Annotated in this window: 17 protein-coding genes and 1 pseudogene; all 18 read left to right on the top strand. The window is 42.5% G+C overall.

The window, feature by feature from the left end; translation table 11 throughout:
- Positions 1-2: 2 nt before the first annotated feature.
- The 18 genes and pseudogenes from DESLBE_RS27000 to guaA all read left to right on the top strand — a co-directional run bounded on the left by DESLBE_RS27000 (position 3) and on the right by guaA (position 13684).
- Positions 3-1733 (top strand): hypothetical protein, encoded by a 1731-nt coding sequence (locus tag DESLBE_RS27000; RefSeq protein ID WP_243131280.1) that lies wholly within the window; start codon positions 3-5, stop codon positions 1731-1733.
- A 12-nt stretch (positions 1734-1745) separates the two neighbouring features.
- Positions 1746-2030: a hypothetical protein gene (locus DESLBE_RS09705; RefSeq protein ID WP_144676469.1), complete on the top strand. Its 285-nt coding sequence runs from the start codon at positions 1746-1748 to the stop codon at positions 2028-2030.
- Positions 2023-2160, top strand: coding sequence for a CD1375 family protein (locus tag DESLBE_RS26545; protein WP_172625410.1), 138 nt, complete (start codon positions 2023-2025; stop codon positions 2158-2160). The genes DESLBE_RS09705 and DESLBE_RS26545 overlap by 8 nt, the downstream gene beginning before the upstream one ends.
- A gap of 15 nt (positions 2161-2175) precedes the next feature.
- Positions 2176-3015, top strand: coding sequence for a radical SAM protein (locus tag DESLBE_RS09700; protein WP_144676467.1), 840 nt, complete (start codon positions 2176-2178; stop codon positions 3013-3015).
- 5 nt (positions 3016-3020) lie between these two features.
- On the top strand, positions 3021-4100 hold the full coding sequence (locus tag DESLBE_RS09695) for a sodium:proton antiporter (protein WP_144676465.1): 1080 nt from the start codon (positions 3021-3023) through the stop codon (positions 4098-4100).
- Between the two features lie 95 nt (positions 4101-4195).
- Positions 4196-4447 (top strand): hypothetical protein, encoded by a 252-nt coding sequence (locus tag DESLBE_RS09690; protein WP_144676463.1) that lies wholly within the window; start codon positions 4196-4198, stop codon positions 4445-4447.
- 23 nt (positions 4448-4470) lie between these two features.
- The gene (locus tag DESLBE_RS09685; protein WP_144676461.1) at positions 4471-5229 is read left to right on the top strand and encodes a hypothetical protein; all 759 of its coding nucleotides are present in this window, start codon (positions 4471-4473) and stop codon (positions 5227-5229) included.
- 12 nt (positions 5230-5241) lie between these two features.
- Positions 5242-6252 (top strand): hypothetical protein, encoded by a 1011-nt coding sequence (locus DESLBE_RS26995; protein ID WP_243131279.1) that lies wholly within the window; start codon positions 5242-5244, stop codon positions 6250-6252.
- A 20-nt stretch (positions 6253-6272) separates the two neighbouring features.
- On the top strand, positions 6273-6701 hold the full coding sequence (locus DESLBE_RS09675) for a hypothetical protein (protein ID WP_072772109.1): 429 nt from the start codon (positions 6273-6275) through the stop codon (positions 6699-6701).
- Entirely contained in the window at positions 6701-6808 is a 108-nt protein-coding gene (locus DESLBE_RS27280; RefSeq protein WP_282433451.1) for a CD1375 family protein, read from the top strand. Before DESLBE_RS09675 ends, DESLBE_RS27280 begins: the two co-directional genes overlap by 1 nt.
- A gap of 127 nt (positions 6809-6935) precedes the next feature.
- Positions 6936-7232, top strand: a complete 297-nt coding sequence (locus DESLBE_RS09670) for a hypothetical protein (RefSeq protein ID WP_015943419.1) — start codon at positions 6936-6938, stop codon at positions 7230-7232.
- A 14-nt stretch (positions 7233-7246) separates the two neighbouring features.
- A pseudogene (locus tag DESLBE_RS27425) lies at positions 7247-7766 on the top strand (N-acetylmuramoyl-L-alanine amidase).
- A gap of 14 nt (positions 7767-7780) precedes the next feature.
- A complete protein-coding gene (locus tag DESLBE_RS09660) occupies positions 7781-8143 on the top strand; it encodes a hypothetical protein (RefSeq protein WP_144676459.1) in 363 nt (120 codons plus the stop codon).
- A gap of 542 nt (positions 8144-8685) precedes the next feature.
- A complete protein-coding gene (locus tag DESLBE_RS09655) occupies positions 8686-8889 on the top strand; it encodes a hypothetical protein (protein WP_015943421.1) in 204 nt (67 codons plus the stop codon).
- Between the two features lie 379 nt (positions 8890-9268).
- Positions 9269-9808 (top strand): DUF3231 family protein, encoded by a 540-nt coding sequence (locus DESLBE_RS09650; RefSeq protein WP_072772112.1) that lies wholly within the window; start codon positions 9269-9271, stop codon positions 9806-9808.
- Positions 9809-10608: 800 nt separating this feature from the next.
- Positions 10609-11274, top strand: a complete 666-nt coding sequence (locus DESLBE_RS09640) for a hypothetical protein (RefSeq protein ID WP_144676457.1) — start codon at positions 10609-10611, stop codon at positions 11272-11274.
- A 220-nt stretch (positions 11275-11494) separates the two neighbouring features.
- The gene (gene hpt / locus DESLBE_RS09635) at positions 11495-12040 is read left to right on the top strand and encodes a hypoxanthine phosphoribosyltransferase (protein WP_005817255.1); all 546 of its coding nucleotides are present in this window, start codon (positions 11495-11497) and stop codon (positions 12038-12040) included.
- 111 nt (positions 12041-12151) lie between these two features.
- On the top strand, positions 12152-13684 hold the full coding sequence (gene guaA / locus DESLBE_RS09630; protein WP_018213724.1) for a glutamine-hydrolyzing GMP synthase: 1533 nt from the start codon (positions 12152-12154) through the stop codon (positions 13682-13684).
- Positions 13685-14018: the final 334 nt, after the last annotated feature.

The raw sequence follows: 14018 nt of genomic DNA, 5'->3' as shown, positions 1-14018 counted from the left end.
GAATGGCAAAGACAAACTGGCAATATGGTGAAATTGTTACTGAGGAAGATTTTAGCCAGTTGGGGCAAGAAGTAAATGAAGCCACAGCTGGATTAGCTGTTCTGGAAGAGCAGCTTGGGGAAGCGGAACAAAGCAGCAAAGCCTATACCGATCAGCAAATTCAGCTGGTTACAGCTACCGGCATCCCCAAGCTGGTAACCTACTCATATGTATTGGCGGCTGATCAGCAGGGTCAAACTGATTTTGAAATACCTTTGGAAACCTTTGTTAAGGAAACAGACACGGTAACCGTTGCCCAGAATAGTACGGTGCTGAGCACGGAGCGATATAGTGTTGTTGACCCGAAAATAGTTCGGTTGGTGGAAGGCGTAAATATAGGAACAGAAATATTTATTCAGGTGTGGAAGAATGTGCCTATCGGTCCGGATGGAGCGATATCAGCGGCAGTGCTAGCTAATGATACTGTGACAGTGTCTAAAATGGCTGATGAGATGAAAAAGGATGTGCCCGGAGGAGTGGCGGGGTATGATGCGTTTGCTGTGCATTTGGCAGATAAAGTGCAGCATATCGGCTATGCCACTGCATCCGGCACAAATACCTATATGGTATCCATCACAGGCATTACAGCCCTGACAGAGGGTTTGAGTGTCAAAACCAAGTTCACCAATGCCAACACCGGAGCGTCCACGATTAACATCAACGGCCTAGGCGCAAAAAGCATTACCAAGGGCAATGGAAGTGCCTTATCATCTGGTAATATTAAAGCTGGCCAGATTGTACACTTGGTTTATACTGGCTCAAATTTTCAATTATTGGGTGAAGGGGGTGAGTATGGCGACGTAGCCCCAGATAAGGTTTTAGTCGGAACTACCTTTGGCACCGAGGAGGGATTGAAAACAGGTACAATGCCAAATAGAAATACTGGGGATTATGTCTGTAATTCTTCATCTGTATCAGGAACTACTTTAAAGTTAAATATGCCAGCATCAGCATACTATGGGATTGATTCCAATATAACAATAACGGATGCTGATTATGTACCAAATAACATAGCTTATGGTGTCAATTTGTTCGGCAAAGTTGGGACTGCTATAATATCTGGTTCTGCATCTTGGTCAAACCCCGGCACATATACTTGGACTCCCCCTGCTGGTGTGACAAAGGTTACAGTTAATATAACCTCTGCAACAGGCGGTGGAGGTGGAGGTGGAGGTGGACAATCTTCTTCGCCATCTATGGCTAATGGTGAATCAGGGAGTGCAGGGAGCGGTGGTAGTGTTACCAGTTTTGGTAGTTACGCATCGTTACCAGCAACAGGTGTAGGACAAGGTGGTGCTGGTGGGTATTGGCAAAGCGGTACTGGCAGAGGTGGTGCTGGTGGTACTGGATATAATACTGGGAATTCCAATAACACTTATGGGGGTAATAGTGGAGGTGCTATAGGTGGTGGAAAAGGAGGTCATGGGTCATGGGTAGGTAGTATGTGTTGGGGAACTAATTATCCAGGCGGTGGCGGTGGAGGTGGGCATTACCCCCCTAATACATTAAATCAACAATTCACCATAAATCCGGGTCAACCAATTACTATAATTATTGGTGTTGGTGGTAATGGTGGTGCTGGTGGTAAAGCTGGTGGGGGTATTACAGATACAACAAGTAAAGTATATGGTAAAGGAGCCGCTGGCGAGGCAGGGGAAAAAGGTACAAATGGTGCTATATCTATTACTTGGTAAGGAGGTTTTATAGTGAAAAGATTTGCCCAAATACATGAAAATAAAGCATGGTGGATATTTGAAGCTGAAGAAGCTCCTGAATTCGCTTCAAATATTGTACTTATGGATATCACAGATATATCTGAGGTTCAAGAGGGTTGGTTCTACGATCCTGTTACTAACATGTTTTATGGAGAAGATCCTAAACCATCAATTGATGTACAAGAAGTCTTAGAAAACCAGATAGTTATTATGAGTGCTATAGCGGACCTATGTATTCAATTAGCTAGTCGATCGGAGGAATATAAAGATGGCTGATGTATTTGCAAAACTGATAATCTTAGGGAAAAGAGATTTTGACGAAGTACCAGATGATCTTAAAGATGCCGTGCGTATAGTCCTGATAAAGCGGGGCTATGATGAAGACGGCAATAAGTTACCTTCTTAATTAGGAGTGAGTCTTATGGTTGAGAGTGCTGTTATCGTAGTCAGTAATTCATGTAATCTAAACTGTCCGCATTGCTTCAAGGATGCCATGCCTATTAAAAACGTAGAAGTGCCTACTGAAGATGTATTGAAGTTTTTGGATACTTTTCCCTCTTTAAACCACTTGCGTCTGACAGGTGGAGAACCTTTAGCTCCTTTTAATTATAGAAGAACTAAAGCTTTTGTTGATTATATCTTACAAAAGCAGGGCACTGCCCACATCAATACGAATGGAACCCATGAATTCAGTCATCAAGTCGTAGACCGGATAAAATTTCAAGTTAGCCTGGATGGCCTCAGTGAGGTTCATGACAATATCAGAGGTAAAGGAGTATTCGACAAGGCAATACAATTTATCCAAACACAGAAGGCGAAAGGGCATAATGTCAAAGTGATGCATGTTCTCATGGGGCAGCATAAAAACCTAAGGAGTCTAGAGAAGTTTATTGACTATGTAACAATAGGACTACAGGTCCCTTTGGAATTGCAATTCGCCACACCTAATGGACGAGGTCGTTATTTAAAACAAGATGATAAAATTTCTGAAGTATCCGTTCAGCAGTTATTAGAAAGTCGTGTATCAAACAAGAGTATAAGGGATTGCACACTAAGGAGAAGAAAAACACAATGCCCACTACTATTGTCTAGTGAGAGGCTTAGCATCGACGAGTGCGGTTATATTACGCCTTGTCCCATGTTAGGAAAGTATAAATTTGGTACCATTTACGACTATGATGCTGATAAGGTGAGAGAAGAAATGCAGTCTGTTATTCAGAATTGTACCTGTAATTATCCTAACGGTGTTCCGGAGGGATAGAGATAATGGAACCAATGTTACTAAGCAAGATAGGGGCAAATTTAATCATCATGTTTTCTCTAAGTATTATCATCTTGAGCTTGAAGAAGGCTGGCTTACTTGAGCAATTGTATAAGCCTTTAGACAAAATTATTAACTCCAAAACAGTGATCATGGTTTGGTTCATGTTAGCCACAACATTAAGTGCTTTTACTATTGATCTTACGTTAGCTTATATACTAACTCCGTTAGCTGTCCTATATGCAGAATACCGGGATATGAATAAAGTAGATATTTTATTGGCTACAACCTGGGGAAATATGGTTGGTAGTGAATGGACATACTTTGGCGGAGGAGATGATATTATCGGGTGGATGCTCCTATCAGATTATTTAGGGCATCCTCTCGATATGCTGACGTGGGCTAGATTGTTTTGGGTGCCAACTTTCTTAGCTTTGTTGTGTACCCTGATTTGTCTGATATTACTCACTAAGAATCAAAAGATAGTTATAAAAACTACTGAATATCCAAAGATAACTATTCGAATGTATCTTGTTGGCACAATTGGTTTGATAGGACTATGTAGTATTTTCGTAAATTCATCTTCTTGGTATATCACAGCTGTCTGTGCCTTAATTGCTGGTCTCTTGGTTCACATTGATAAGCATATGTTATTACAAATGCCTTACAAAGGGTTCTATATCTGGACAATGTGTATTTTATTTGGCACTACGATTAGTTCATTTATTAAAAACAATGTACTCTTTAGTATCCCTCAGAACGCCTATTCATTGTTAGGTATTATTGTAATTCTCGTAGTTGTAATTGTTCTAACGAATATAATGACAAATACAGGTCTTACTACAATACTATTGCCATTAGTCATAGGTAGCCAGTTTACTGATAATATCTGGTTATACGTATTAGTAACAAAAGCCATAGGTATGAGCTATCTAAGTATTTTTGCAAATTCTGGGTTAGCCGTAGCATCTAGCTACGGATTAAGTCAAAAAACTATGTTTGGCAAGGGATTGTTTGTTGTATTTTCCCAATTAGTTGTTTTAACCATTTATTTTTATTTTATGAGAGGAATGATAATAATTTAATAGGGGAAGGAGACAAAAATATAAAAAGCAAGTGAGCAATAGACCCTTAATACGATGTAAAGAGGAATAATTTATCTTATGAGGAGAGTGAAATAGTGGCTGGAAAAATTACAAAAGAAGAATTGCATCCATTGCTATCACAGAAAATAGATGATTTTGCTGCGTATGAGGCGGAAAGTATATATTTGCAAGAAGAGGAACCATCAGCAGTGAACCATAAAACACTGTGGTTTGCAATAGGATCTGAAGCAAATTTTGATGGCGGTGGAGTAAATATTGCAAATGCTCAAACCAGCACTACTCCACCGGAAACTGATGGTTATTGGTTTGAGCCTATAAAAAATTAGTAAAGGAAGAGGTGGACAATACCATGGCTGATATAAACGTCCAAATCAAACAAAGAAACGGAGAAATTTGGGATAATCTCTATCCGAAGACAAAAGCCGAGAACGTAACCGAGTCCACGGCTAAAAGGTTTGTGTCAGATACTGAAAAAGCATCATGGAATGGTAAGCAAACTGCTCTGGGTTTTACACCGGAAAATGCGAGTAAAAAAGGAACGGCTAACGGGTATCCTGAACTCGATGCAAGCGGCAAAGTGCCTGCATCGCAGTTGCCATCCTATGTAGACGATGTTTTAGAATACGCAAATCAGGCCGCATTTCCCTCGACCGGCGAAACTGGGAAAATCTACATCGCAATAGATACGAATAAAACCTATCGCTGGGGTGGTACTAGTTATGTTGAAATAAGTGCCTCCCTGGCCCTGGGTGAAACGTCAAGTACAGCCTATCGCGGTGACCGTGGAAAAACAGCTTACGATCATAGCCAATCTGCCCACGCTCCAGCTAATGCTCAGAAAAATAGTGACATCACCAAAGCCGAGATTGAGGCCAAACTTACAGGAGTAATATCTTCACACTCACACGCGTCAGGTACACCCTCTGCCCACGGAGCAACACATATCACGGGTGGTACCGACGTAATTCCGGATGCCGTAGCAGGGGGTAACGCCGGTCTGATGAGCGGCGGGGATAAATCAAAACTTGACGGGTTAACTAGCATAGCAGTAAATGCTAATGAGCCAAGTAGCCCCGCTGCTGGCGACTTATGGTATGCGATTATTTAAGGAGGGCTTAAAATGGCCACATACAACACAGTTATAAAAAAGCGCAATGCAACGAACAATGGCTGGGATTCCGTTTTGCCGATTACCACTGCCGAGAATGTATTGATCAACGCCGAAGGAGATACCCTTGCTACGCACTTGGCGGATTTTACGCAACAAATACCGTATGCTGTGACCGCAGGGAGTGCGAACGCTTATACGGCAGCTACGACTCCTGCTTTGCCTGCTCTGGTGGCTGGAGTGGCCATTGCAGTTAAAATCCATGCTGCCAACACGGGCGCTGCTACTCTTAACTGGAACGGTAAGGGCGCAAAATCTATCAAAAATCCTGACGGAACAAATGTTGAATCAGGAGATTTGGCAGTAGGCGGAGTCTTTACTCTACGGTATGATGGCACAAATTTTATCTTACAGGGTAAAGGGGGTGTTAAGCTCACTGGAACTGCTGTTGCAGCCGATGTCTTAAGCGGGAAAACCTTTTACCGTGACAACGCTAAAACAAAGCTGACTGGCACTATCCCCAGTAAGGGGGCGCAGACCTACACCCCCACCACAACGAATCAGACCATTGCGACAGAGCAGTATTTGAGTGGAGTGCAGACGATTTTGGGGAGTCCGAATTTAATTCCGGCTAATATTAAAGAAGGTGTAAATATTTTTGGTAAGATTGGGACTCTTGTACCTATTTCTTATGCGGCAAAAAACGTTAGTTTTTCTATTTCTGCGAGTACTTCTTCCTATGGATACACTTATAGCGAATATTTCACTATAGATAATTTAAATTTTACACCAAGACAAGTATTCGCTTCAGCTACGCATCGTCAAGGTGTTAATGAAAAATCTGGACATTTAGCTTACGGTGATTATTTAACTGCTAGAGTGAATGGTTCATATGGAGGTTGGGTTGAATTTTCTGATGTTGTGTTTAGTCCTGGGCAAGTAACAGGAAGGTTTGCACATTATAAAGATTCATCTTCAGTAAGCGGATATTCTTCAGGGACAATTTTCTTTATATTAGCATAAAATAAGGAGGATGCATTTTTGTGATAGGAAGAAAAATATACTACGAATTACCCACGGGTAATGTGGTATTGACCACATTAGAAAAATTAAACGGGATCGATACAACCAAAGAGCAGGATCTTGCTATGTATCAGGCTTTACAAGCTTATAGTCCAGAATCGATAGGTGTAATTCAACTCGAATACGGGCAGTACTCCAGCGACTTCCTGACAGCGAACTCTTGGAGGGTTGACTTAGCGACCGGGAATCTGGTGTTTAATTACCCCATTTTTGAGCAGCCTTTATCTGTAAAGGTAGACAGACTGGAGGCTGAAAACAATAGTCTTAAGCAGGAAAGCCTAAGCATTAAACTAGCCATTGCTGAGTTAGCATCGACACAAGAGATGGACAAAATGGAGATTCAGCTTGCCTTGGCAGAACTGGGCAGCATGATCGGAGGTGCTGAATAATGGCAAAAATCTATTTTGATTTGATCCAAGCAGGGCTTTGGCAAGTAGAAAATGTGCCAATCCGGTGGAGAGCAGAAGTTCGGGCCATGATAGACGCTGCTGCGTAATAGACCCTTTTTGCGCAACACCAAGAATAACGCCACACAGGGCGTATTTTTTATGCTCAAAAGCAGGTTAGTCACAATACTGATGCAAAATTCATATAATGTACAGGCTTGAAAGAGGTGATGCTTTTTGGACTTTACACTTATTACAGCACTAATTGGGATTGCGGCAACTTTGTCTGGAATCATCTTAGGCTGGTCGGCAAGGGCAAAGGAAGCTAAAAACGAAGTAAGAAAAGATGCAGAAATAGATACAGTAATCCGGACGGACATGGAATATTTAAAACGTGGGGTAGACGATATCCGGATAGAGCAACGGGCACAAGGGCAACGCATGGATACCATGGGCGAACGCCTTAGCCGAGTTGAAGAGTCATCCAAACAAGCTCATAAAAGGATTGACCGCATCGAGCAGAAAGGAGAGTAAGTTAAACGCCACAAATTGAATGGGTAGGTACACCGAACTTTAGATCCGGGCGCAATGGCCGCAAGCCGCTGGCCATTGTGGCCCATACCACTGCCGGTTATTATCCTGGCTGCTTAAGCTGGATGCAGAACCCAAAATCCCAAGTAAGTGCTCATTACCTGGTTCTAAGAAACGGTCGTATATTACAGATGGTCAAAGATGAGGATACTGGACATAAATCATATAATCGGCCATTATCGCATTGACAGTGTCAATAGGCCGAATTGCCCAGGAACTAAATTTCCGTGGGTAAGGTTATTTGCGGATTTGAAAAGAGAGAATGAGGTGGATAATCTTGTGGTTTATGCCGACGGAGATGTAGGGACCGCGCTTTTGCTCAGCTTTAAATTGAAATGTCCGATGATCCATAAGGCCTTTGCCGATGAAGTTCATGCCAAAAATAAGCACTGGATTGGGGTACTGGGGATAAACGGTAACGGGAATTACTACTATGCCGGCAGTGATCGAATCGAGACGGCAAAGTTAGGATTATAAGGGGGGAATGGGCTATGGAAACTGCATTAGGTTATGTTCAGGATTTTTGGGGGCTGCTGCTTGTTATGGCAGCCTTTATTATTTATCTGGTCAGCCAGGGAAGGGCGAAAGCGGGAAAGATATTACTCTCGCTGATGTTGAGATTGGAAAAGCAAGCAGAAGAGTATGCATTGCTGACGGGTGAAGAGAAGTTTAGATTTGTGGTCGAGAGAGGGTACCAACTGCTGCCTAAGTATATAGAGATGTTTATCACCTATAAGATGTTTGTTGAGCTGGCCTATGAATTATATGAGGAAGCAAAAAGTTATTTGATGAGCCTGGACAAAAAGTCTATCCCGGTACAAATTAAGAATCATAAGGAAATAGATCATGGATAAGACTTAAAATCATCTCTTAATAGAGATATTTTTCGCTTTTCCGACAAACATCAGGAAATTCCGTCTATAGACATACATTAAAATTACAGAAGATCTTGGCAGCTGGTGAAAACTGAACGTAGAGGATATTCGACAAATTACCCCTTGAACAATATCAGAACATATGTTCTAATATATAAGAAATATATGTTCTTAAAGGGTAGTAATATTGGGATGAAGCAATAGGATTTATGCTGAGCAGGATTACGATTAAAGGTATGGCTATGAGTCGGAATGAAATGCGCGTTTTGGAAGGATGATGGACTAGAAAGTTAAATCTCTGAAGGCGAAGAAAACAAAATCAGATCAAAGAAATTAAAGGATCAAAAAAACAAAGAAACCCAAAAATCAAAAAACCAAAAAATAATAAGAAGCCAGCTACCCTCCCCAGAGCATTTGGCTTCTTATAGAATTACCCTAAAGGGTAATGCCCAACTGAATTATACCTATTTATGCCAATGAAGGCAACAAGAAATGACTGTATAAGTGAGGTAATTAATTTTATGAAGGAATTCGAGGTTTATTATTATGATAAAATATATACACGCTTAGAAAATTGTTTGTTTGTGTTTAATGAAAGAATCAGGCTGCTCAATGAGGAAGATAGAAGCGTTAATTATAATGGTTTTGTGGATGCGTGTGAGCAAATGAGAAAAGGACTTGATGACTTTAAAACACTTAATGATTTAACAGTACGTGAGAAGTAACATAAGGGTAACGCAGACATACAAATCATTATAAGCATAAATTAACAATAGGCTTTATTTGCCGACTGGGCGGCATGTTCTAGTGCACTAACACCACACTAACACCCATGGAACCTTACTTCCTTTTGGAACATATAATTTATACGACAAACCAGACCAGACCTCACAGGGTTCAGAAAGAACTTCTTGTGAGGCCTTTTTCTCTTTCGAGTAGGTAAAGTCCGCTTGTGCAATAATTATGGCCCTAAATAAAAATTTTGTGACAAGATTAATAAGAGCAGTAAAAGAAATAAGAGCAAGTAAGTATCTTTAATAAAGAATAAATACTTTAAAAATGTACATTAATAGCTATGTGAAGTTATTTCAAGGAGGTGGCTCTATGACCATAATGGATAAAGTTCAATCCGCTACACGGGCGACAGTGCAAGGTATTGTCGACCGGGAACCTGTTAACTATCTTGAAGGCGGGGGTATTTATGGTATAATCTCTCAAGGACGACATAATTTATGTACTTTGGAGATTATGTATAACCATGCCCAGGATTCTGAACTGAAAGAACGTATCGAAGAAGCCATGGAAAAGCTTACACGCCCTTTAATTGAAGAGTGTGAAGGACTTTTGAAAGAAAGCAATGCTCAGGTTCCTCAATTCCATTTCACCAATCATAAAAAGCATAAGGAGAAGTTGAATATTCCTGAAGATGCTCGAATGACAGATATGGAAATTGCGGCTGCCGTTGGAACTATGGCCAAGGCGGCTCAGGTTAATATCCTGGCTGCTTTGCAGAACTCCTATCAATTGCATATTGGAATTATGTTCCGCAAATTCCTGGATGAAAGCCTGGATTGGAACTATCGTCTCCTGCAATTGATGATCAATCGCGGCTGGCTGCCTCACGTTGCTAAAATTACACATTAAAACCTAAAAAGGTGCTGAGGATCACGTATTTCGTGATTCTCAGTTTTTTTATAGAAAAAAGATTGGACCACATGTGTATCTAATCTACACATGTGTGTCCAATCTTTCAAATGGTCAAGAGATGCAGTGGCAATTGCAGTTTCTCACTACGCACGGCCATCTTTGAATACATCCTTCCCTGACGAAGCTAATGTCTGAGACGGGAATCCGAATACTGTGCTTAGTTCCAATAATCGGTTTGAACGAATCGGAGAGGAGCTGTGCTTCTGCTAAAGTGATAACGCAGTTAGAAACTCCGGAAAAGTTGCCGCTCCATATGCGATCTCCAGCTCTCACGTCTAGCTTGGTCCCCAAAGGAAGGCTGCAGAATAAAGCCATGATAGACGTATTATTTTGGCGTAATGGTACATTACCTTGGCAAAAGCGAGGATTGTTTTTACGCAATCGCACATCACCTTGACGAGACTGAGGAGTGTTATTAGGCAATTGCACATCACTTCGACATAACTGAGGACTGTTATTAGGCAATTGCGCATTATCCTGGCAAAGCCAAGTGTTTCTTTTACGGAATAACATAAAGATTGATCCCCTTTCGAGTTCTTGCCACGCCGCAGTGGCTTCATAAGAGTGAGAAATAGGGGAGATTTTTTGTTATTCCTTGATTTAATATATGTACATGGATGACAAGAGGTTACGGCTTGTCGAGAGATTATTATTGCCGCCCTGTAAAATTTACCATGGAATAAGGCAACCTGAAAATACATAGAGTGTGATAAGAACTCCGCCAGGGGGGCCAGCATATGAAGAAAAGAGGCATACTGTTACTCATCTTAATCAGTACCGTGTTACTAGGGGGAATTGCGGGGAAACTTTTATGGAAACCCGACCCCATAGAGTTGCTTACACACGGCCTAGAAGAATTGACCCAGGCGACCTCTTTTCGCTACACTATGATCCAACATCAAACGGTAGAAGGAAAGGATCGCATACTCAATCAGATTTTAGGAGAAAAGGACGGTGGGAACACTCGAATCTCAGGGGAGGTTGTGGGCACAAAAACGGAAATGATTCTCACCAGTGAAGGTCTCTACATGCAAGACCCATTTACTAAACGGTGGATTCGGTATCCCAGTGTCCCGGCTGCCCATGAAGCCTTTCTGGCGGAGCTCAATCCATTATCATCTCTGCAATTTAAAGAGTATGGTGAGGTGGTGCTTCAGGGACAAGAGAAGCTGGATAAGGTAAATACTTGGGTATTGAAATTTAGCCCTACAATTCAAAATCAAATCATGGAAGATGGTTGGACCGATTTCGCCTATATTATGTTCATTGGTAAACGAGATAAACTGATTCACCGCGTCATTATCGAAGCTAAGAGCAAGACAGATGGTCAGATGATGTCCTTGATGATGGAGTTTAAAGATTACGGTGAAACGATGAATATTTCTGTACCCATTAATAATTAACGAGGGATAATTTCCTGAGAAAATCAAATGAGAAAGGTTTAATTTGTGTCAGCGGAAAGAGGCTTCTGAGAATTTGGAAGGCCTCTTTCTTTTAACTTTCTCTCCCCGGACTTTGGAGTTTAGATTCCGCAAATCGTTCGCTTTTCGTTTGACTGGATGTAATGCCTCTGTTATAATTTTATTTCTAGAATGACTTTTAGTTGGCGGAGGTGTTATTAGGGTGGAAGAAAAGATTGGCAAAGTGTTGCTCAGCCGTGAAGAAATTCAAAAACGTGTCGCGGAGCTGGGTGAGGAAATCACCCGTGATTATAAAGACCAGAATTTATTAGTTCTAGCAATTCTTAAAGGGGCAGTTCCCTTCATGGCGGATTTGATTAGGGAGATTAGAATTCCTTTAAAGTATGATTTTATGGCTGTTTCCAGTTACGGCGCTTCTACGCATTCTTCCGGTGTAGTAAGGATTCTCAAGGATTTGGAGCGAAGTGTAGAAGATCACCATATATTGATTGTGGAAGATATCATTGATACTGGCTTGACTCTGAAGTACTTAAAAGAGAATCTGGCTGCCCGGAATCCGCTCAGTATCAAGGTGGTTACGTTGCTGGACAAGCCGGACCGCCGCAAGGCTGAGGTAGTGCCGGATTATAATGGTTTTACGATTCCCGATGAATTTGTGGTAGGATATGGCCTTGATTTTGATGAGCACTATCGCAATTTGCCCTATGTTGGTATTCTAAAGCCGGAAGCTTATAGCTCAGAAGGCTAAAAGAAGAAGTTGAAGCATGAACAAGAATAGAGCTTCGGCAGATTTGCCGAGCTCTTTTAAGCATACTGTTTGTTTTTATGAATTTTTGATAAAAAGGATGGAGGTACAAAGATGGCTCAAGAACTCGTGTTGGTTCTGGATTTTGGTGGCCAATATAATCAGCTGATTGCTCGGCGTGTCAGAGAAGCTCATGTGTACTCGGAGATGATATCATATAAAACACCTGTGGAGGAGATTAAAGCAAGAAACCCCAAAGGAATTATTTTTTCCGGCGGACCTGCCAGCGTCAATCAAGAAGGGGCACCCAAGGTGGATGAGGCCATCTATGAATTAGGCATTCCTATTTTCGGTATTTGTTATGGTATGCAGTTGATGACGGTTCAGCTGGGTGGAAAGGTAATGCATCCCGAAGTTCGGGAATATGGCAAAGCTATGCTCCATGTGGATCAGGCCAAGGGTCTGTGGAAAGGCCTGGGGGGAGAACGCCAATGTTGGATGAGCCACGGGGACTCAGTCACTGAGCTTCCTGAAGGCTTCGTTATCGCCGCTCATACAGACCATACCCCGGTAGCTGCTATGATGGACGAAACACGTCATTTTTACGGAGTACAGTTCCATCCGGAAGTAAAGCATACTCCAGACGGGCAGGCCATGCTTAAGCACTTTTTGTTTGATATCTGCGGATGTCATGGGGAGTGGACGATGGAGTCCTTTATCGACGCCCAAGTCAAAGCTATTCGGGAGAAAGTGGGAGAACGGCAGGTCCTTTGCGCCCTCAGCGGCGGTGTAGACTCCTCTGTAGCAGCCGTTCTTGTTCACAAGGCCATCGGCGACCAACTGACCTGCGTCTTTGTGGATCATGGCTTTATGCGTAAGAATGAGCCGGAACAGGTCAAGAAGATTTTTACGGAGCAGTTCCATCTTAAGCTGATTTTTGTGGATGCCCGGGAGCGTTTTATGGCCAAGATCGGCGGAGTATCCGATCCTGAGACCAAACGGATCGGTATCGGCAATGAGTTCATCCGCCTTTTTGAAGATGAAGCCCGCAAATTAGGACAGATTGATTTCTTGGTTCAAGGCACCCTCTATCCGGATATTGTGGAGAGTGGTACGGATACCGCCGAAACCATCAAGAGCCATCATAATGTGGGCGGACTTCCTGAAGATATGCAGTTTGAGCTGATTGAGCCGTTGGATATGCTTTTTAAGGATGAGGTTCGTGAAGTAGGTGCTGAATTAGGTATCCCCGACGAGATCGTCTGGCGGCAGCCTTTCCCCGGACCGGGACTGGCGATTCGCATTATTGGCGAGGTTACGGAAGAAAAGCTGGACATTCTTCGGGAGGCTGATGCCGTCATCGTGGAAGAAATCCGTAATGCAGGACTCTACAAAGAGGTATGGCAATCCTTCGCTGTACTTCCTACCATAAAAAGCGTTGGCGTCATGGGAGATGGCCGGACTTACGCCTATCCCATCGTTGTCCGCGCCGTGACCAGCGAGGATGCTATGACGGCGGACTGGGCAAGACTTCCCTATGACCTGATGGAGAAAATCTCCACCCGCATCGTCAACGAAGTGAAGGGTGTCAATAGGGTAGTGTATGACATTACCTCAAAACCCCCTGGGACCATTGAGTGGGAGTAAGAATGGAAAAGCCGGAAACCCGTATGTATAAAGGGTTGCCGGCTCTTTTTTTGTCCTTGGCTCTACTTTGGCTCTATAGGGCTTAAGCCTTTAAATCATGGAAAATACGCTTGGCCTGCAGGCTCTCGGCGAGCGTTTGGATATGGGGAATCCGCTATTATACTATGAGGGTAAATGAATAGGATAGAGCGATAGTGCAAAGCAGCCCTGTATTCTGGACGGAGAAGGCACGGTATTCGACCAGGGGAAGGTATGGTCACTCAGGCGAAGGAAGAGATTGACTAATAAATAAAATAATAATAAGATTTGTCACATTTGAGACCTTGGCCTCATA

The sequence above is a fragment of the Desulfitobacterium sp. LBE genome, from assembly GCF_007830365.1.
Classification (GTDB): domain Bacteria; phylum Bacillota; class Desulfitobacteriia; order Desulfitobacteriales; family Desulfitobacteriaceae; genus Desulfitobacterium; species Desulfitobacterium hafniense.
Note: the sequence above shows the minus strand (reverse complement) of the source record. Positions and strands in the feature narration are given on the sequence as shown.

What these genes read in the sequence shown, in the direction of transcription:
- DESLBE_RS26995 (WP_243131279.1), top strand. Translation starts at nt 5,242, where the DNA reads ATGGCCACATACAACACAGTTATAAAAAAGCGCAATGCAACGAACAAT.
- DESLBE_RS09695 (WP_144676465.1), top strand. Translation starts at nt 3,021, where the DNA reads ATGGAACCAATGTTACTAAGCAAGATAGGGGCAAATTTAATCATCATG.
- DESLBE_RS09640 (WP_144676457.1), top strand. Translation starts at nt 10,609, where the DNA reads ATGAAGAAAAGAGGCATACTGTTACTCATCTTAATCAGTACCGTGTTA.
- DESLBE_RS09685 (WP_144676461.1), top strand. Translation starts at nt 4,471, where the DNA reads ATGGCTGATATAAACGTCCAAATCAAACAAAGAAACGGAGAAATTTGG.
- DESLBE_RS09655 (WP_015943421.1), top strand. Translation starts at nt 8,686, where the DNA reads ATGAAGGAATTCGAGGTTTATTATTATGATAAAATATATACACGCTTA.
- DESLBE_RS26545 (WP_172625410.1), top strand. Translation starts at nt 2,023, where the DNA reads ATGGCTGATGTATTTGCAAAACTGATAATCTTAGGGAAAAGAGATTTT.
- DESLBE_RS27000 (WP_243131280.1), top strand. Translation starts at nt 3, where the DNA reads ATGGCAAAGACAAACTGGCAATATGGTGAAATTGTTACTGAGGAAGAT.
- guaA (WP_018213724.1), top strand. Translation starts at nt 12,152, where the DNA reads ATGGCTCAAGAACTCGTGTTGGTTCTGGATTTTGGTGGCCAATATAAT.
- DESLBE_RS09700 (WP_144676467.1), top strand. Translation starts at nt 2,176, where the DNA reads ATGGTTGAGAGTGCTGTTATCGTAGTCAGTAATTCATGTAATCTAAAC.
- DESLBE_RS09660 (WP_144676459.1), top strand. Translation starts at nt 7,781, where the DNA reads ATGGAAACTGCATTAGGTTATGTTCAGGATTTTTGGGGGCTGCTGCTT.
- DESLBE_RS27280 (WP_282433451.1), top strand. Translation starts at nt 6,701, where the DNA reads ATGGCAAAAATCTATTTTGATTTGATCCAAGCAGGGCTTTGGCAAGTA.
- DESLBE_RS09650 (WP_072772112.1), top strand. Translation starts at nt 9,269, where the DNA reads ATGACCATAATGGATAAAGTTCAATCCGCTACACGGGCGACAGTGCAA.